The organism is Sphingobium sp. TCM1 (genome assembly GCF_001650725.1).
Lineage (GTDB): Bacteria > Pseudomonadota > Alphaproteobacteria > Sphingomonadales > Sphingomonadaceae > Sphingobium.
The window spans coordinates 311,894-329,323 of record NZ_LXVX01000002.1 but is presented as its reverse complement, the minus strand read 5'-3'; the positions used below and the strand labels follow the sequence as shown (position 1 = coordinate 329,323).

Sequence of the window (17,430 nt, the reverse complement as noted above, 5' to 3'; positions counted from 1 at the left end):
TTTCACACGGCCTGGACCAATTGCAGACGTTCGACGCCGAAACTCCGTCTCTAACGTGCCGACCGACCGCTTCCCGGATGGATGAGCGGACGAATGGCACGATACCCACCGGCTCCATGTATATCTGCGGTGGCCGGGTTGCGCGATTTACGCCCCCTTAGTCACCGTTGGCATCAACCATGAAAACCGTCGGTTTGCCTCGAGATGCAGGTTCCCATCCTGCCGACAGTGCGGCCCGCACTCCTCGCGAAGCAATCGCATCGTTGATGTGCAAACGCCCTTTCGGCAATCCTCTCATCAGGCGCTTGGGTGCCGGAAATTCCAGCACGGCCTGGCGCGGCATGTCTCTCTGGCGCAGAGAGACGGTCATGCCTTTCCAGCCATCGGAAGAGGATAATTGAGGTTCGCTCAGGAGTTCCCAATCATATTTGAAACCGTCAATCTCTACAGTGCCGCTGCGGCCGGGTGCTTGAAACATGTCATCCCCTTAGCATGTCGGCAGCGATACTCCATCCATGGTATCGCAGGCTTTTCTCGATGTCCTCAGTCGCCATACTGTGCGAACAGACCATATGATTGAGTCCGTCGCCAACGCCGCATAGGCCAAGTGCGGCAATCCCCCTTCTGGGAGAAGGGGGGAGGATTTGTCTTAATCCTCCAACCAATCGGATATGATCTCCCCCTTATGCCCTTCGGGCGCTAACGCCGCGCGTAATGCTTCCAACATTGGCGGGAGGGCCTGCGTGAAAGCATAGGGCGGATTGATAATGAAGAGGCCTGCGCCGTTATAGATGCCGGGTTGCTCGCTATCATATAGCCAATGCTCAACCCGCAGAAATTTCGGGATGCCGAGCTTGCGTAACTTTTGCGTCCACTGCCAATGCGTGGCGCGGTCTTTCAGCGGAAACCAGATCACCGTCACACCATGCGCCCATTTACGGTGAGCGGCGGCGAGTGTGGCGGTGATGCGCGCGCGTTCGTCCGTCTGCTCGTAGGGTGGATCGACCACCACCACGCCGCGCGCGGTGCGGGGCGGCACCATAGCCAGCCAAAGTTCGTAAGCGTCGCGTTGATGCACGGCCGCACTGGTGCCCCGCATCACGCCGCGCAGTGTGTAAGCGTCTTCCGGGTGCTTTTCGTTGAGGATCAGGACATCCTGCGGGCGCAAAAGCTGCGCAAGGATCTGCGGCGAGCCGGGGTAAAGGCGCGGTTCGCCACTCGCATTCACCGCCTGCACGGCGGCGCGGTAGTCGTCCAGCAAAGGGTTCGGGTCTGCAACGGCCCGCAGTACGCCTTGCATGGCTTCGCCGGTACGTTGGGCCTCGTCGCCGCCAAGGTCGTACAGCCCGCAGCCGGCATGGGTGTCAATCAGGGTCAGTGGACCCGGCTTGTGTTGCAAGGTCCGCACCAGGGTGATCAACAGGCTGTGCTTTACGACATCGGCGCTATTGCCAGCATGGAAGGAATGGCGATAATTCATTGTGCTTCAAAATCCTGATGATCTGCCTTTACGAGTTGCTGGACCTTCTGCAAGGCGAAGCTATGGCAGTGCCGCTATTGGCCGATTTTGCGACGGCGGCTGGCTGGCCAGTAAAAGCAGATAGCTGTCCATCTGGTTGTGGCATGGGTATTGATAGCAAGTGGCCATTAGCCGTCGGTCGGCCGCCGCGCGTATATCGCCAGGTGATTTTCACCGTACAGTGTCAGATATTGCCACTTGCCTCACTGAAAGCAGACAGTCGCCTCGCCACCCATTTCCGTCACTGCGAGCCGCCAGTTTCCCGACCCTTTCGCCCTTCCCTTCGAACGAACGGGATGGTCTTCAGGCCGCTTCCGGCAGCCGGCAACTCGTTGCCGCAGCGTCGCGCAATATGCCCGCCAGCATGTGAAATTCCTTCTCCCGCGGGCTGTTCTTGCGCCATACCAGCGCGATGTCGCGCGAAGACCGCTCCGATTTCAGCGGCCGGGCGGCGATGCGCGTATGCTCCAATATGCCGCCGGCGATTGCCATTTCCGGGATCATCGTCACGCCCAGCCCATTGTCTACCATCTGGATCAGCGTGTGGAGCGAAGTGCCCATCATCGTCGCGCTGGCGCGCAGGTCCGGCCGGTTGCACGCCGCCAGCGCATGATCCTTCAGGCAGTGGCCATCCTCCAGCAGCAGCAGCTTGCTCTCATCGATCATGTTGGGGCCGATCCAGTCGGGTGGATTGGTCGGGTCGTCATGCGGGAAGGCGACATAGAGCCGGTCCTGGAACAATATCTCGCTGTCCAGTTCGCCCATGGGGAAGGGCAGGGCCAGCAGCACGCAGTCGACATTGCCGTGGCGGAGCGATTCGATCGCCGCCTGCGTCGTTTCCTCGCGCAGATAGAGTTTGAGTTCGGGCCGTTCCCCGCGCAGCCTGGGCAGCAGCCGCGGCAGCAGGAAGGGGGCGATGGTCGGGATCACGCTCATCCGCAATTCGCCGGTCAGCGGCTTGCCGGAGGCTTCGGCGATCGCGGTCAGTTCCTCCGCCTCGCGCAGGACACGGTGCGCCTTTTCCACGATCCGGTCGCCCAGCGCGGTGAAACGCACCACGCGGCGGGTGCGCTCGACCAGCGTGACACCGATCAGCGACTCCAGTTCACGGATGCCGGCCGACAACGTCGACTGGGTGACGAAACAACTGTCAGCGGCCTTGCCGAAATGGCCCTGCTCCTTGAGCGCTACCAGATATTGCAGCTGTTTCAGCGTGGGCAGGTAACTGGACATTTATCGGCTTCCTCGATCAGAAAGCCGGATATAAGCGCATTATCCGATATATCCAAGATATTTGGCGACGCCGAACAGCGACGTGATCGTCAGGATGATGCCGACCGCCGTGAAGAGGACGCGGGGCGAGACGCGCCGGGCGAGCATCGCGCCGAAGGGCGCGGCGACGACGCCGCCAATCAGCAGGCCGACCGTGTAGGTGGTGAAGGTTTCCCAGCCCAGATGGAACAGGAAGGTCAGGCTGATCGAGGTGGTCAGGATGAACTCCACCGTGTTGACTGTGCCGATCGTATGGCGCGGGCTGGACCCCTGGAGCAGCAGGTTGGACGTCACGATCGGTCCCCAGCCGCCACCGCCGGTGGCATCCATGAAGCCGCCCACGAGGCCCAGCGGCGTCACCCATTTGGGATCGCGCGGCTTGGGCGGCAGGTGGAAGCCCCGCCAGATGAGATAGACGCCGATCGCGGCGAGATAGAATTGGACGAAGGGCTTGATGACCGATCCGTCGATGTTCGACAGCAGATAGGCGCCCGCGACGCCGCCGATCACGCCGGGAATGATGAGCCGGGCAAACAGCTTCCAGTCGACATTGCGGTGCAGGATATGGCTGACCGCCGACACGCCGGTAGTGAAGGTTTCGGCGGCATGGACGCTGGCGGACGCGCGGCTGGGCGGCACGCCGAGCGCCAGCAGCAGCGTGCTGGAAATAACTCCATAGGCCATGCCGAGTGCGCCGTCGATCATCTGGGCGCCGAAACCAATCAGGATGAAGGGCAGAATGTCGCCGAAATTGGCGATGAAGGCGTCAATCATCCGTCGTCCTTTGGTTTGATTGTCTACCTCATTGATAGGCATATATCATATTGCAAAGCAAGTTTCCCTTTATAACCCGAAAGCGGCATTTCGCCGCATCGGCCTGCTGCTCTGGAAAAAATCCGGGCATGGCCTTATGTAGGACGCGGTCAGGGAAGAATTTTCAGGGACGCGGACATGCTGCGCAATCTTGTCGCTTATCTCGATTCGGTGAAGGCGCGCGATCCCGCGCCCCGGTCCCGCGCGGAAATCCTGCTCTATCCCGGCGTATGGTCGCTGGCTTTCCACCGCGTCGCGCACCGCCTGTACGGCGCCCGCCTCTTCTTTCTGGCACGCGCGGTGAACCATCTGTCGCGCTTCCTGACCGGCAACGACATTCATCCCGGCGCGAAGATCGGCAAGCGCTTCTTCATCGACCATGGCTTCACCGTGATCGGGGAGACAGCCGAGATCGGCAATGACGTGACCCTCTACCAGAATGTCACGCTGGGCGGCACGGACCCCGCCAACGGCATCGCCGGCAAGCGGCATCCGACGCTGAGCGACGGCGTAATCGTCGGGTCGGGCGCGCAGGTGCTGGGGCCGGTGCAGGTCGGCGCGCGTGCGCGGGTCGGCGCCAATGCGGTCGTGACCAAGGACGTGCCCGAAGGGGCCACGATGGTCGGCATTCCGGCGCGGCAGATGCTGGTCGATGTCACCGCCTATCAGCGTGACTTCATGCCCTATGGCACGCCCTGTTCGGACTGCTTCGACCCGGAAAAGCAGAAGCTGGAAATGCTCCAGTGCGAGGTAGAGCAGTTGCAGAAGCGGATCGCCGAACTGGTGGCCGAGCGGCAGCAGCCGGACGTTCCCGAACCCGGCGTGCTGTTCAGGGAGCGTGGCCGGGCCTGATGACCAATGTGACGCCGTTCCCTGCGGCTTCGCCCGGACAGGTGGGCTTCGACCGGCTGGAACTGCAGCGTATCATGGATCTTTATGGCCGGATGGTGTCGGCCGGTCACTGGCGCGACTATGCCATGGACATGGGGCGGGAGGCGGCGATCTTCAGCGCTTTTCGCCGCTCCGCCGAGCGCCCCGAATATCGCATCGAGAAACGCCCCGCGCTGCGCCATCGCCAGGGCATGTGGGCGCTGGTCGGCGAGGGCGGCCATATCCTGAAGCGCGGGCAGGATCTCCAGAATGTGCTGGCCCCGGTCGAACGCAAGCTGCTGAGGATCGTCGAGGATTAACGCCGGTTTAGGAAAGACGGCGCGATGCCCACTTGATAGAGCCGGGTGATGACCTCTGCCCTCGTCTATGTCGTCGCCGCCCTTGCGGAAATTGCCGGATGCTTCGCCTTCTGGGCGTGGCTGCGGTCGGGCCGGTCCGCGCTGTGGCTGATCCCCGGCTCCGCCTCGCTCATGCTGTTCGCCTGGCTGCTGACGCTGGTCGACATGTCGCAGGCCGGGCGCGCCTATGCGGCCTATGGCGGCGTCTACATCCTGTCGGCCTTGATGTGGCTCTGGCTGGTGGAGGGCGTGCGGCCAGACCGTTGGGACGTCGCGGGCGTGGCCCTGTGCCTGATCGGCGCGGCGGTGATCTTCCTCGCCCCGCACCGCACCGGATAGGGCGGAGCGGGTGACGCTGGTCGAGCCGCCCGCCCTCGACGCGTTTTCAGGGCAAGTGCAATCGCTGCCGAGCCGGAAAACGCCTCAGACCGGCCAAGTCACGCCGCCAGCGTGGCGTTGTCGATTACGAAGCGATATTTGACGTCGCTCTTCTGCATCCGCGCATAGGCGGTCTCGATCTCCTGGATCGCGATCATCTCGATCTCGGCCGTGATGCCCTTCTCCGCGCAGAAATCGAGCATCTCCTGCGTCTCGGCGATGCCGCCGATCAGCGACCCGGCGATCGTCCGGCGCTTGAAGATCAGCGCCGCGACATTGGGGGAGGGGTGTGCATGTTCCGGCACGCCCACCAGCGTCATCGTGCCATCCCGCTTCAGAAGCGCGGTGAAGGTGTCGAGATCATGGCTGGCGGCGACCGTGTTCAGGATGAAGTCGAAGCTGTTGGCATGAACGGCCATCTCCTCCGCATTGCGCGACACCACGACGTCGTCCGCGCCCAGTTCCAGCGCGTCCTGGCGCTTGGAATCGGACGTGGTGAAGGCTACAACATGCGCGCCCAGGGCGTGGGCCAGCTTGATGCCCATATGGCCAAGCCCGCCGATGCCGACGATGCCGACCTTCTGCCCCGGCCCGACCTTCCAGTGGCGCAGCGGCGACCATGTGGTGATGCCCGCGCACAGCAGGGGCGCGACTGCGGCAAGCTGCTCTGGCGCATGGCTGATCTTCAGGACGAAATCGTCCTTGACCGTGATGCTCTGCGAATAGCCGCCCAGCGTATGGCCGGGCGCATCGGCGGTCGGGCCGTTATAGGTGCCGACGAAACCCTTTTCGCAATATTGCTCCAGCCCTTCGTCGCAGGCCGAACAATGCTGGCAGCTATCGACCATGCAGCCGACCCCGACCGTGTCGCCGACCTTGAACTTCGACACATGGTCGCCAACGGCGGTGACATGGCCGACGATCTCGTGACCAGGAACGCAGGGATAGCGGGTGCCGTCCCATTCGGAGCGGACCTGATGCAGGTCCGAATGGCAAACGCCGCAATAGGCGATGGCGATCTGCACATCATGCGCGCCGACCGCGCGCCTTTCGATGTCGATCGCTTCCAGGGGTTTATCGGCCGCATAGGCACCATAGGCTTTCACGCTCATGGAGTGTCCCTCTTTTGAATGATTTGGAGATGCCAGCGAGGCTCGCGGCAATGGGGGTGGAAAGTCCGCATCTTTTTGTACGGTGCGGTATAGATAGGGTCGGGAATGGGTCGATCAACCCGGCCATTGCGAAAGAAGCCGGGTGCGCTATCTCAGGCGCCATGTCCGGCCCCCAATCCCCCGACCGTTTCAACGAAGACAAGGCGAGCTTCACCGTCACCGGCAGCCAGCCGGACATCGACGCCGGGGTGGAGGCGATCCGCACCACGCTCAAGACGCTGCCGATCCGCCCCGGCGTCTACCGGATGCACGATGCGCGCGGCGACGTGCTCTATGTGGGGAAGGCGCGGGCGCTCAGGAACCGCGTCGCCAATTACACCCAGGTCGACCGCCTGCCGCGCCGGCTCCAGCGCATGGTCGCCCAGACGCGCAGCATGACCATCGTCACCACCAACAGCGAGGCCGAAGCGCTGCTGCTGGAGGCGCAGCTCATCAAGCGCTACCGCCCGCCCTATAATGTCCTGCTGCGCGATGACAAAAGCTTCCCCTTCATCCTGCTGCGGGAGGATCATGCCTTCCCCCGCGTCCAGAAGCATCGTGGCGCGCGCAAATATCAGGGCCGCTATTATGGTCCCTTCGCCAGCGCCGGGTCGGTGACGCGGACGATCAACGCGCTGCAAAAGCTGTTCCTGCTCCGGTCCTGCACCGACAGCTTCTTCGCCAACCGCTCGCGGCCCTGCCTTCTCTACCAGATCAAGCGCTGCTCCGCGCCCTGCGTCGATCGCATCGACGCGGCGGGTTATGCCGAACTGGTCAAGGACGCGCAGGATTTCCTCGGCGGCAAGTCGACCGCCGTGCAGAAGAAGCTGGGCGCCGCCATGGAGCAGGCGGCGGAATCGCTGGATTTCGAGCAGGCGGCGGTGATCCGCGACCGGCTGAAGGCATTGACCTTCATTCAGGGGTCACAGGCGATCAATGCCGAAGGGCTGGGCGACGCCGACATTTTCGCGCTGGCGGAAAAGGGCGGGGCGATGTGCATCCAGGCCTTCTTCATTCGCGGCGGCCAGAATTGGGGGCACCGCAGCTTCTTCCCGGTCCATACCGCCGATGTCGCGACGGAGGAGGTGCTGGAAAGCTTCATGGCGCAATTCTATGAGGAAGTGCCGCCACCGCGACTGATCCTGACCGATCGCCAGCCCGCCGAGTGCGAACTGATGGCGCAGGCGCTGGCCGAGCGGGCGGGCGGCAAGGTGCGGATCGAGGTGCCCCAGCGCGGCGAGCGCACCCGCCTTATCAAGCAGGCGCAGCGCAACGCGGTGGAAGCGCTCGACCGCCGGCTCGCCGAAACCACCAGCCAGGGCCGCATACTCGACGAGATGGTCGAGGCGTTCGGGCTGGACGGCGTGCCCGACCGCATCGAAATCTACGACAACAGCCATATCCAGGGCGCGCACGCGCTGGGCGCGATGGTGGTTGCGGGGCCGGAGGGCTTCCGCAAATCCGCCTATCGCAAGTTCAATATGAAAGACCCGGCCATCTCGAACGACGATTTCGCGATGATGCGCGAAATGTTCGAGCGGCGCTTCGGGCGCGCGCAGAAGGAAGACCCGGATCGCGACAGCGGCGAATGGCCCGACCTGGTGCTGATCGACGGCGGCAAGGGCCAGCTATCGGCCGCCCGCACCATGCTGGAGGAAATGGGGATAGAGGATGTCTGCATGATCGGCGTCGCCAAGGGGCCGCATCATGGCCGCGAGGGGCGGGAGATATTCCACCTGATGGACGGCCGCGAAATCACCTTCCCGCTCAACCATCCCGTCCTCTTCTACCTCCAGCGCCTGCGCGACGAAGCCCACCGCTTCGCCATCGGCGCCCACCGCGCCAAGCGCAGCAAGGCGATCACCGTCAGTTCGCTGGACGAAGTCCCCGGCATCGGCCCCGCCCGGAAAAAGGCGCTGTTGATGCATTTCGGGACCGCCCGCGCGGTGCGCGACGCCGCCCTGGAAGACCTGCAACGCGCGCCCGGCGTGTCGAAGGCCGTGGCGCAACAGGTCTATGATTATTTCCATGGGTGATCGAAGGTCAGCCTGACACGCATGAAAGCGGGTTCGTTACGGCTAAGGACCTATTAATGCTTTTCTGTCAGCTTCATGGTCGCATCTTGAGCTGGACGGGACTGGCGATCATGAGGTGGGACGAAGCTACGCATATTTTCCGGCGCGCTCGCCTTGGGGATCGCTTGCGGCTCCATACGCTGCGCAGCCCCGACACCAGCGGCGTCCTGCCCGATGCGGATGATTCGCTGCGTGCCATGCGGCGGGCGGGCGCGCGGATGCTGGTGCTGCTGTTCTGGCTGAACATTGCTGTCCTAGGTCTGGTAGCGATGGGACGGGATGTTGCCGACGCCTTTGCTGCGCCGCTCGTCGCCGCGCTCCTCGCGCTGATCCCGACCGCAATGGTCCTGCGCGGCGACGTATCGCCATCCGCCCGGATGACCCTGGCGCTTACGGCGATGGCTTTCCCCGCGCTCCACGTCTTCCTGCTGCGTGGCCATATCTGGCAGATGGACCTGCATATGGCGTTCTTCGCGGCGCTGGCGATGTTGACGGCGCTGCTCGATCGTCGCGCCCTGCTGGTTGCAGCCGGCGCCACCGCGGTACATCATCTGGCGCTTGCCTATCTGCAACCAGGCTGGGTTTTTGCCGACGCTGGAAATCTGCCCCGCGTATTCCTCCATGCGCTGATCGTTCTTTTACAGACGGTGATGCTGCTTTGGATCATCGATCAGTTGACCCAATTGATCCGAGCGCAGGCGCAGGCCCGGATTGTCAGTGAGCAATTGCGGGGTGAAGCGGATGACGCCAAGGGCCGCGCCGAAGAGGCGCTGGCGGCGCTCGAGAAGGCACAGATTGCAGCCGATCGGCAGCGGGCCGTGGAGGAGACGGCGCGACGCGCGGAGGAAGCGGCCGAACGCCGACGGCTGGTTGCCGACGCGCTGGAGGCGCGGCTGGGCGCCGTCGTCGGCGACCTCGGTCAATTGTCGCGTCAGCTCTCCACCAGCAAGCAATGGCTTTTCAGACTGCTCGACCGCACCACCAGCCAGTCGGCGGAACTGCGTGCTGCCCATGCCAGGGCCGAAGGGGACGTCCGTGCAGTGGCGCACGACACAGAACGGCTCGCAGCGTCGATCAACCATGTCGGAAGCAGCGCCGCCCGCACGCGGGAGAGCGCGCACGGCGGTGCCGTGGCGGCGCGCGCGCTCAATCCCGAAGTGAAGGCGCTTTCGACCACTGTCGACGCTGCCAGTTCGATCGTCGCGCTGATTTCGTCCATCGCCGCGCAAAGCCGTACCCTGTCTTTCAACGCCGGCATCGAAGCAACCCGCAGCAACGCCGACACGCGTGGCTTTGCCGTGGTCGCGTCGGAAATGAAGAGCCTGGCGTCCCAGACGGCGCAGGCGACCCGTCAGATCGACGCCTATCTCGAGGATATCAGGCAAGCGGCGCGCAGCGTATCGGAGGCGATCGACATCGCCGCCAGATCGGCCGAAACAGCGGATGCCTCCGCCGCTACCATCGCCGATCAGGTCGCCGAGCAGATTCGCGCGACCAGCGAAATCGCCGCTGCGACCGAGGAAATGGCGCGGCATATCGCCGACGCGGCGGCGCAGGCCGAAGCGCTGAGCGGCGCGTTGACGGAGGCGCATGACGCGATGGGTCGGACCGATACGGCTGCCGGCGCCCTGTCCAGCCGTTCCGTGGAATTGCAGGACACTGTGCGCAAGGTCTTGCAGGAACTGCGTGCCGCGTGACTCGCTGGTGAGGCTAGTCGGCGCGAAAGCATCTCGCTAAGCCGATGGCGTGGCCATGCTCAACACCTCCGCCCTTGTCTGTGCCGTGCGGCATCATGGCGAGCATGGCGCGATCGCGCGGTTGCTGACGCCCGATCATGGCCTGATGCCGGGCTATGTGCGCGGGGGCCGGTCGCGCGCGATGCGGCCGGTATTGCTGCCGGGCAATGTGGTGAAGGCGGAATTTCGCGCCCGCACCGAAGAACAACTGGCCGGGCTGACCGTCGAACTGGAGCATAGCCGCGCGCCGCTCCATGCCGAGCCGCTCCCCGCCGCGGCGATCGACTGGAGTTGCGCACTGACTGCCGCGACCCTGCCCGAAATGACGCCCTATCCCGCGCTTTTTCAGGCGCTGGAGGGCGTGCTGGGCGCGATCGAGGCGGCGCCGGCGGCGCGGGGCTGGGCGGTGGCGCTGGTGCGCTACGAATTGCTGCTGCTCGCCGAACTGGGCTTTGGTCTCGACCTCACCCGCTGCGCCGCGATGGGCGATGCGGAGGATCTGGCGTTCGTCAGTCCGCGCAGCGCGGCGGCGGTCAGCCGGGCGGCGGCAGTCGGCTATGAAAGCCGGCTGCTGCCGCTGCCGCCCTTCCTGCTGGCGGGCGGCCCGCATGAGTCAGGGGGCGACTGGACGCAGATAGTGGACGGGCTGCGCCTCACCGGCTTCTTCCTGGAGCGGTCGGTGCTGACCGACCGGCGCGCCGATGTGCTGGCCGCGCGGGAAAGACTGGTCGAACGGCTCAAAAGGGCGGTTGCGTGAAACCTTCTGTCTTCATAAGGGCCAGCCACGCAATATCAGCCACGCAATATAAGGAGTCTCGCCATGTTGATCGCCCTGTTCCCCGGAGACGGCATCGGTCCCGAAATCGTGGCGCAGGCAAAGCGCGTACTCGATGCGCTGGCTATTCCCGGCCTGACCTATGAGGATGGCCTCGTCGGCGGCGCGGCCTACAAGGCGGTCGGCCATCCGCTGCCGCCCGAGACGCTGGAGATTGCCAGGCGCGCGGACGCCATCCTGTTCGGCGCGGTCGGCGATCCCGATTGCGACTCGCTGGAACGCCATCTGCGCCCCGAACAGGCGATATTGGGCCTGCGCAAGGCACTGGGCCTGTTTTCCAACCTGCGCCCGGCGAAGGTCTTTCCCGAACTGGCGCATGAAAGCGCGCTCAAGCCCGAAGTCGCCGGCTCCATCGACCTGCTGATCGTGCGCGAAACCAATGGCGACGTCTATTTCGGCGAAAAGGGATTCCGCACCACCGCCGACGGCCTGCGCGAAGGCTATGACGTCATGTCCTATAACGAAGCCGAAGTGCGGCGCATCGCCCATGCCGGTTTCCAGGCCGCGCGCGCCCGGCGCGGCAAGCTCTGCTCGGTGGACAAGGCCAATGTTCTGGAAACCAGCCAGCTCTGGCGCGACGTGGTGATCGAAGTGTCGGCCGACTATCCCGACGTCGCCCTGACCCATATGTATGTCGACAATGCCGCGATGCAGCTGGTCCGCAACCCCGGCCAGTTCGACGTGATCGTGACCGGAAATCTGTTCGGCGACATCCTCTCGGATCAGGCGAGCATGTGCGTCGGCTCCATCGGGATGCTGGCGTCGGCGACGCTGAACGGCAGCGGCCAGGGGCTGTACGAGCCGATCCACGGCTCCGCCCCCGACATTGCCGGCACCGGCAAGGCCAATCCGCTGGCGACCATCCTGTCCGCCGCGATGATGCTGCGCTACTCGCTGAACCTGCCCGAACAGGCCGACCGGATCGAGGCGGCGGTGGCGAAGGCGCTGCGCGACGGCGCGCGCTCGCCCGATCTGGGCGGCACGATGGACACGGTGGCGATGGGCGACGTGGTGCTCGCCGCGCTCTGAAAGGGCCAATATGCGGGCAACGGTTATTGGCGTCGTTGCCCGCCAGCCATAAGGGCGGGCGATGACCGATCTCTCGCTCGCCTCGCTCCGTTCCGCCGCTGCCCTGATCCGCGATCAGGTGCCGCCGACCCCGCAATATGCCTGGCCGCTGCTGGCCGGCCGCACCGGCTGCGACGTCTGGGTGAAGCATGAGAACCACACGCCCACCGGCGCGTTCAAGGTGCGCGGCGCGATCACCTATATCGACTGGCTGCGGACCGCCCACCCGGACGTGACCGGCATCATCACCGCGACGCGCGGCAATCATGGGCAGGCGCAGGTGCGCGCGGCGCGGGCGGCCGGGCTGCATGTCACGATCGTCGTGCCGCACGGCAATGCGCTGGAAAAGAACGCCGCGATGCGCGCGTTCGGCGCGACCCTGATCGAACATGGCCATGATTTCGACAGTGCGAAGGCGGAGGCGCTGCGCCTGTCGCAGGAGGAGGGACTCTATATGGTCCCCGCCTATCATGGCGAACTGGTGCGGGGCGTGGCGAGCTATGGCCTGGAACTGTTCGACGCGGTGCCCGATCTCGACACCGTCTATGTGCCGGTCGGCTGCGGATCGGGCCTTTGCGGGACGATCGCGGCGCGCGATGCGCTGGGCCTCGGCACGAAGATCGTCGGCGTCGTCTCCGCCCATGTCGACGCGGCCAAGCGCAGCTTCGAGGCGGGGCGGCTGATTTCCAGCCCGACCGCCTACACCTTTGCCGATGGGGTGGCTGTCTGCACCCCGGTCCAGGCGGCGCTCGACTATTTCGGGCCGCGCGCCGACCGCTTCGTCGCCGTCACCGATGATGAAGTGGCGCAGGCGATCCGCATCTATTGGGAGGATACGCACAACCTGGCCGAAGGGGCGGGCGCGGTCGCTCTGGCGGCGCTGTGCCAGGAAAAAGAGCGAATGCGCGGCAAGAAGGTTGCGGTAATCCTGTCGGGCGGTAATGGCGACAGGAGCCAGATGGCCGAGATATTGAGCGGGGCCACCCCGCGCGTCACGATGGATATGCGGAAAGCAATATGAAGCGGAAGAGCGGGCAGGATCGGGAGATCACGAAGAACTGGAAGCCGGCGACGCTGGCGGTCCGGGGCGGCACGGCGCGCAGCGAATATGGCGAAACGTCCGAAGCGCTCTTCCTGACCAGCGGCTATTGCTACGACCGGGCAGAGGATGCCGCCGCGCGCTTCGCCGGCGAGCAGGTCGGCATGACCTACAGCCGCCTCCAGAACCCGACCGTGGAGATGCTGGAACAGCGCATCGCCCTGTTGGAAGGGGCGGAGGCGTGCCGCGCCACGGCGACCGGCATGGCGGCGATGACCGCGGCCTTGCTGTGCCAGTTGTCGGCGGGCGACCATGTCGTCGCGGCCAAGGCGGCCTTCGGATCGTGCCGCTGGCTGACCGACACGCTGCTGCCCAAATTCGGCATCGCGACCACCACGATCGACGCGCGCGACACCGACGCCTGGGAAGCTGCGGTGCAGCCCAATACCAAGGTCTTCTTCTTCGAAACGCCGGCCAATCCGACGATGGACGTGGTGGACATCGCCGCCGTCTGCGCGATTGCGAAAGCTCATGGCATCACCACCGTGGTCGATAATGCCTTCGCCTCGCCCGCGCTCCAGCGGCCGATGGAATTTGGCGCGGATGTGGTTGCCTATAGCGCGACCAAGATGATGGACGGGCAGGGGCGGGTGCTGGCCGGGGCCATCTGCGGCACGCGCGAGTGGATCGACAATGTGCTGCTGCCCTTCCACCGCAACACCGGGCCGACGCTCAGCGCCTTCAACGCCTGGGTGGTGCTGAAAGGTCTGGAGACGCTCGACCTGCGCATCCGTCGCCAGAGCGAAAATGCGCTGAAGGTCGCCGCCTTCCTGGAAACGCGCCTGCCCAAGGTGCTTTATCCTGGGCTGGAGAGCCATCCGCAGCACGCGCTCGCCATGCGGCAGATGGAAATGGCAGGGCCGATCTTCTCGCTCTATGTCGGCGGTGGCCGGGCCGAGGCGCATGGCCTGCTCAATGCGCTCGAACTGGTCGACATCAGCAACAATATCGGCGATTCGCGTTCGCTGATGACGCATCCGGCCTCGACCACCCATTATGGCATGGCGGAAGCCGCGCGCCTGGAGGTCGGCATCACCGAAGATATGCTGCGCCTGAATGTCGGGCTGGAAGACCCGGACGATGTCATCGCCGATTTCGACCGGGCGCTGCGCGCGATAGGCCGTTGACGGACGCGGGGGCAGGGCGCATTCCTGAGACATGACCGTGCTGGCGCTCTTCCCCTTTCATGCGACGACGCGCGACATCACCGTCCACGTCGCTGTTACATTCCTGCCCGAACAGTCGGAGCCGGACCGGGGCCGCTGGTTCTGGGCCTATCATATCCGCATCGAAAACCAAGGCGATCAGCCGGTGCAGCTGCTGACCCGTCACTGGGTCATCACCGACGGACGCGGCGGCCAGCATAGGGTCGATGGCGACGGCGTGGTGGGCGAACAGCCGGTGGTGCAGCCGGGGAAAAGCTATGACTATGTTTCGGGTTGCCCGCTCAACACGCCGACCGGCTCGATGCAGGGCAGCTATCGCATGATCGGCATCGGCGGCGAGACGTTCGACGTCGCCATTCCCCATTTCGCCCTCATCGCGCCGGCGGTGGCCGAATGAAGCGGACGCATTTGCCGCTCAACGGCCTGCGCGTGCTGGATGCGGCGGCTCGGCATTTGTCCTTCACCCGCGCAGCGGACGAACTGGCAGTGACACCGGCGGCCGTGGGCCAGCAGATCCGCGCGCTGGAGGACATGCTGGGCGTTGTCCTCTTCCGCCGCACGCCCAAGGGGCTGGAACTGACGCCCGAGACGGAGGCCGGCCTCGACGCGCTCCGCGCCGGTTTCCTGGAGTTCGAGGAAGCGGTCCGGGCGATGCAGGCGGGCCAGTCCAGCCATGCGCTGACGATCGCCGCGCCGCGCGACATCAGCGCCAAATGGCTCCAGCCGCGCCTTGCCGCCTATGCCGTGGGCCAGCCCGACCTGACCTTCCAGCTGATCGCGGCCGACGACGCGCTGGACTTCACCGAAGCCAATCTGGACATCGCCCTGCGCCTGACCGACGGAGCGGGCGAGCATGAGGGCATCAAGATCGGCGAGGCCGCCTATGTCATGGTCGAGGCGGCATCGGGCGGCCCCGATCATCGCATCGACTGGCCCGGCTGCCCTGCCGGCGACAAGCCCGCGACGATTCGCGTGGCCGACGGTGGCCTCGCCATCGAGGCGGCGGCCAATGGCTTCGGCCGGGCGCGAGTGCCGCTGTTGCTGGCGCAGGCCGATCTGGCGTCGGGACGGGTGCGGCAGGTGGGCGACCCGACACCGACGCTGCTCGCCTACTGGCTGATCGCGCCCTTGCCCCAATGGCGGCAGAAGAAGGTCAAGGCGCTGGTCGAGGCGCTGACCGCCTGAATCGGGGATGGAGGCGCGCCACCGCCGCCTTCAGATATCCTGCGCGATCCGTCCGTAAAGCTCCGGCCGGCGGTCGCGGAAGAAGCCCATGCCGGCGCGGTGGATCTTCGCCTTGGCGAGGTCCAGCGTCGCAACCAGCGCACCGCTGTCCTTCGCATCGGCTTCGGCCAGATAGTCGCCCCATTCATCGCTGATGAAGCTGTGGCCGTAGAACAGCTGTCCGTCCTCGTCACCGATGCGGTTCGCGGCGATCACCGGCATACAGTTGCTGACCGCATGGCCGATCATCGCTCGGCGCCACATGCGGCTGGTGTCGAGTTCGGCGTCATAGGGTTCAGAGCCGATCGCGGTCGGGTAGAACAGGATTTCCGCTCCCATCAGCGCCATGCAGCGCGCGGTTTCGGGATACCATTGGTCCCAGCAGATGCCGACGCCCACGGTGCCATATTTCGTATCCCACACCTTGAACCCGCTATTGCCGGGACGGAAATAATATTTCTCCTCATAGCCGGGACCATCGGGGATGTGGCTCTTGCGGTAGACGCCCATGATCTCGCCCGCGTCATCGATCATGGCGAGCGAGTTGTAATAATGATGACCGTCACGCTCGAAGAAGCTGGTCGGGATATAGACGCCCAATTCCTTCGCCAGCTTGCGCATTTCCTGCACGGCGGGATGCGCGTCGGTCGGCTGGGCGTTGGCGAACAGGGCTTCGTCCTCGACACGGCAGAAATAGGGGCCTTCGAACAGTTCGGGCGGCAGGATGATCTTTGCGCCCCGCATCGCGGCCTTGCGCACATGGTCCGCGACCTTGGCGATATTCTCGCCCATGTCGTCCGAAAAGCTGAGCTGGAGCGCGGCGACGGTAACTTTGGTCATGCTGGTTTCGGACCCTGTCAAAGCGAAGGCATCTGCTGGCTGCAACAATGGAAGCTGCCGCCGCCCGACAATATGGCATCGCTGCGCAATCCTACAATCTCCCGGCCGGGGAAGAAGGGGCGGAAGGCGTCGAGCGCGGCCTGATCGTTGGGCTGGCCATAGATGGGCACGATGACGGCCGCGTTGCCGACATAGAAATTCATGTAGCTGGCGGGGATCGCCTCTCCGTCCACCAGCACAAGGCCGGGCGAGGGGATGTCGACCACCTCGATGCCAAAGGCGCGCGCACGGGCGCGGGCGTCGGCATAGAGGGCGGCGTTCGGATCATCCGGCGTGGTGGCGATCGGCAGCGCCAGCGTGCCGGGCGCCACGAAGCGGGCGAGATTGTCGACATGGCCGTCGGTATGGTCATTGAGCAGGCCGTCACCGAGCCAGAGCATGTCGGACAGGCCTAGGCTGCCCGCCAGCAGCGTCTCGATCTTCCCGCGATCCAGGTCCGGGTTGCGGTTGGGATTGAGCAGGCATTGCTCGGTCGTGACGAACAGGCCAGTGCCGTCGGTGTCGATCGCGCCGCCCTCAAACACCCAATGCTGGGTCGATGTGGGCAGGCCCGTCGTCGCGGCGAGCCGCGCGCCGATATCCTCGTCGCCGGGCATCCGGTATTTGCCGCCCCAGCCGTTGAAGCCGAAATCGACCAGTGCACGCCCATGCTCCCCGGCGCCAGCGCGGTTCAGCACCGCGATCGGCGCGGTATCGCGCAGCCACACGTCGCCCAGATGCTGGACAACGATCTGGACGGCTTCCGTGACCAGTGCGCGCGCTGCGGAGGCGTCCACTTCGTTGTCCACGACCAGCCGCACCTCCTCACCCCTGCCATCGGCATGAAGCGCGCTGGCGAAGGCGGCGATCTGCGCGCGCGCTTCGTCGAAGGCGCCGGGCCATTCGGCGGGGTTGGTCGGAAAGCCGATCCAGGTCCATTCGTGCGGCGCCCATTCGGCGGGCATACGGAAAGTCATGAATATCGT

At 64.9% G+C, this 17,430-nt stretch carries 18 protein-coding genes; 11 read left to right on the top strand and 7 right to left on the bottom strand.

Features of this window, described 5'->3' with window-relative positions; translation table 11 throughout:
- Nucleotides 1-157 precede the first annotated feature (157 nt).
- The 4 genes from A7Q26_RS24415 to A7Q26_RS02770 form a co-directional block, all read right to left on the bottom strand.
- Nucleotides 158-478: a hypothetical protein gene (locus tag A7Q26_RS24415; RefSeq protein WP_084438946.1), complete on the bottom strand. Its 321-nt coding sequence runs from the start codon at nt 476-478 to the stop codon at nt 158-160.
- Nucleotides 479-649: 171 nt separating this feature from the next.
- A complete protein-coding gene (locus A7Q26_RS02780; protein WP_066856186.1) occupies nt 650-1,480 on the bottom strand; it encodes a 23S rRNA (adenine(2030)-N(6))-methyltransferase RlmJ in 831 nt (276 codons plus the stop codon).
- A gap of 342 nt (nt 1,481-1,822) precedes the next feature.
- Nucleotides 1,823-2,752, bottom strand: coding sequence for a hydrogen peroxide-inducible genes activator (locus A7Q26_RS02775; RefSeq protein WP_066856183.1), 930 nt, complete (start codon nt 2,750-2,752; stop codon nt 1,823-1,825).
- 39 nt (nt 2,753-2,791) lie between these two features.
- Complete coding sequence (locus A7Q26_RS02770) at nt 2,792-3,565, bottom strand: sulfite exporter TauE/SafE family protein (RefSeq protein WP_066856179.1); 774 nt, start codon at nt 3,563-3,565, stop codon at nt 2,792-2,794.
- Nucleotides 3,566-3,742: 177 nt separating this feature from the next.
- Here A7Q26_RS02770 and epsC point away from each other — a divergent pair, with 177 nt between their 5' ends.
- From epsC to A7Q26_RS02755, 3 genes are read left to right on the top strand one after another with little or no spacing between them, the layout of a single operon-like run.
- Complete coding sequence (epsC, locus tag A7Q26_RS02765; RefSeq protein ID WP_066856176.1) at nt 3,743-4,456, top strand: serine O-acetyltransferase EpsC; 714 nt, start codon at nt 3,743-3,745, stop codon at nt 4,454-4,456.
- On the top strand, nt 4,456-4,794 hold the full coding sequence (locus tag A7Q26_RS02760) for a DUF2794 domain-containing protein (protein WP_066856173.1): 339 nt from the start codon (nt 4,456-4,458) through the stop codon (nt 4,792-4,794). Before epsC ends, A7Q26_RS02760 begins: the two co-directional genes overlap by 1 nt.
- Nucleotides 4,795-4,842: 48 nt before the next feature.
- The gene (locus A7Q26_RS02755; RefSeq protein WP_066856170.1) at nt 4,843-5,172 is read left to right on the top strand and encodes a YnfA family protein; all 330 of its coding nucleotides are present in this window, start codon (nt 4,843-4,845) and stop codon (nt 5,170-5,172) included.
- A gap of 98 nt (nt 5,173-5,270) precedes the next feature.
- On the opposite strand, the gene A7Q26_RS02750 is transcribed toward A7Q26_RS02755, so the two are convergent.
- Complete coding sequence (locus tag A7Q26_RS02750) at nt 5,271-6,323, bottom strand: NAD(P)-dependent alcohol dehydrogenase (RefSeq protein WP_066856166.1); 1,053 nt, start codon at nt 6,321-6,323, stop codon at nt 5,271-5,273.
- A gap of 161 nt (nt 6,324-6,484) precedes the next feature.
- Between A7Q26_RS02750 and uvrC the strand changes: the two genes are divergently transcribed.
- The 8 genes from uvrC (at nt 6,485) to A7Q26_RS02710 (ending at nt 15,526) form a co-directional block, all read left to right on the top strand.
- On the top strand, nt 6,485-8,398 hold the full coding sequence (gene uvrC / locus A7Q26_RS02745; RefSeq protein WP_066856163.1) for an excinuclease ABC subunit UvrC: 1,914 nt from the start codon (nt 6,485-6,487) through the stop codon (nt 8,396-8,398).
- Between the two features lie 164 nt (nt 8,399-8,562).
- Nucleotides 8,563-10,134, top strand: a complete 1,572-nt coding sequence (locus tag A7Q26_RS02740) for a methyl-accepting chemotaxis protein (protein ID WP_232313645.1) — start codon at nt 8,563-8,565, stop codon at nt 10,132-10,134.
- A 49-nt stretch (nt 10,135-10,183) separates the two neighbouring features.
- A complete protein-coding gene (gene recO, locus A7Q26_RS02735) occupies nt 10,184-10,930 on the top strand; it encodes a DNA repair protein RecO (RefSeq protein WP_066856160.1) in 747 nt (248 codons plus the stop codon).
- Nucleotides 10,931-10,993: 63 nt separating this feature from the next.
- Nucleotides 10,994-12,037, top strand: coding sequence for a 3-isopropylmalate dehydrogenase (gene leuB, locus A7Q26_RS02730; protein ID WP_066856157.1), 1,044 nt, complete (start codon nt 10,994-10,996; stop codon nt 12,035-12,037).
- 61 nt (nt 12,038-12,098) lie between these two features.
- Complete coding sequence (locus A7Q26_RS02725; RefSeq protein ID WP_066856155.1) at nt 12,099-13,097, top strand: threonine dehydratase; 999 nt, start codon at nt 12,099-12,101, stop codon at nt 13,095-13,097.
- Entirely contained in the window at nt 13,094-14,302 is a 1,209-nt protein-coding gene (locus A7Q26_RS02720; protein WP_066856151.1) for a trans-sulfuration enzyme family protein, read from the top strand. Before A7Q26_RS02725 ends, A7Q26_RS02720 begins: the two co-directional genes overlap by 4 nt.
- A 37-nt stretch (nt 14,303-14,339) precedes the next feature.
- Entirely contained in the window at nt 14,340-14,738 is a 399-nt protein-coding gene (apaG, locus tag A7Q26_RS02715; RefSeq protein WP_066856315.1) for a Co2+/Mg2+ efflux protein ApaG, read from the top strand.
- Entirely contained in the window at nt 14,735-15,526 is a 792-nt protein-coding gene (locus A7Q26_RS02710; RefSeq protein ID WP_066856148.1) for a LysR family transcriptional regulator, read from the top strand. The genes apaG and A7Q26_RS02710 overlap by 4 nt, the downstream gene beginning before the upstream one ends.
- Nucleotides 15,527-15,556: 30 nt before the next feature.
- On the opposite strand, the gene aguB is transcribed toward A7Q26_RS02710, so the two are convergent.
- The gene (aguB, locus tag A7Q26_RS02705; RefSeq protein WP_066856144.1) at nt 15,557-16,405 is read right to left on the bottom strand and encodes an N-carbamoylputrescine amidase; all 849 of its coding nucleotides are present in this window, start codon (nt 16,403-16,405) and stop codon (nt 15,557-15,559) included.
- A gap of 17 nt (nt 16,406-16,422) precedes the next feature.
- On the bottom strand, nt 16,423-17,421 hold the full coding sequence (locus A7Q26_RS02700; RefSeq protein ID WP_066856312.1) for an agmatine deiminase family protein: 999 nt from the start codon (nt 17,419-17,421) through the stop codon (nt 16,423-16,425).
- Nucleotides 17,422-17,430: the final 9 nt, after the last annotated feature.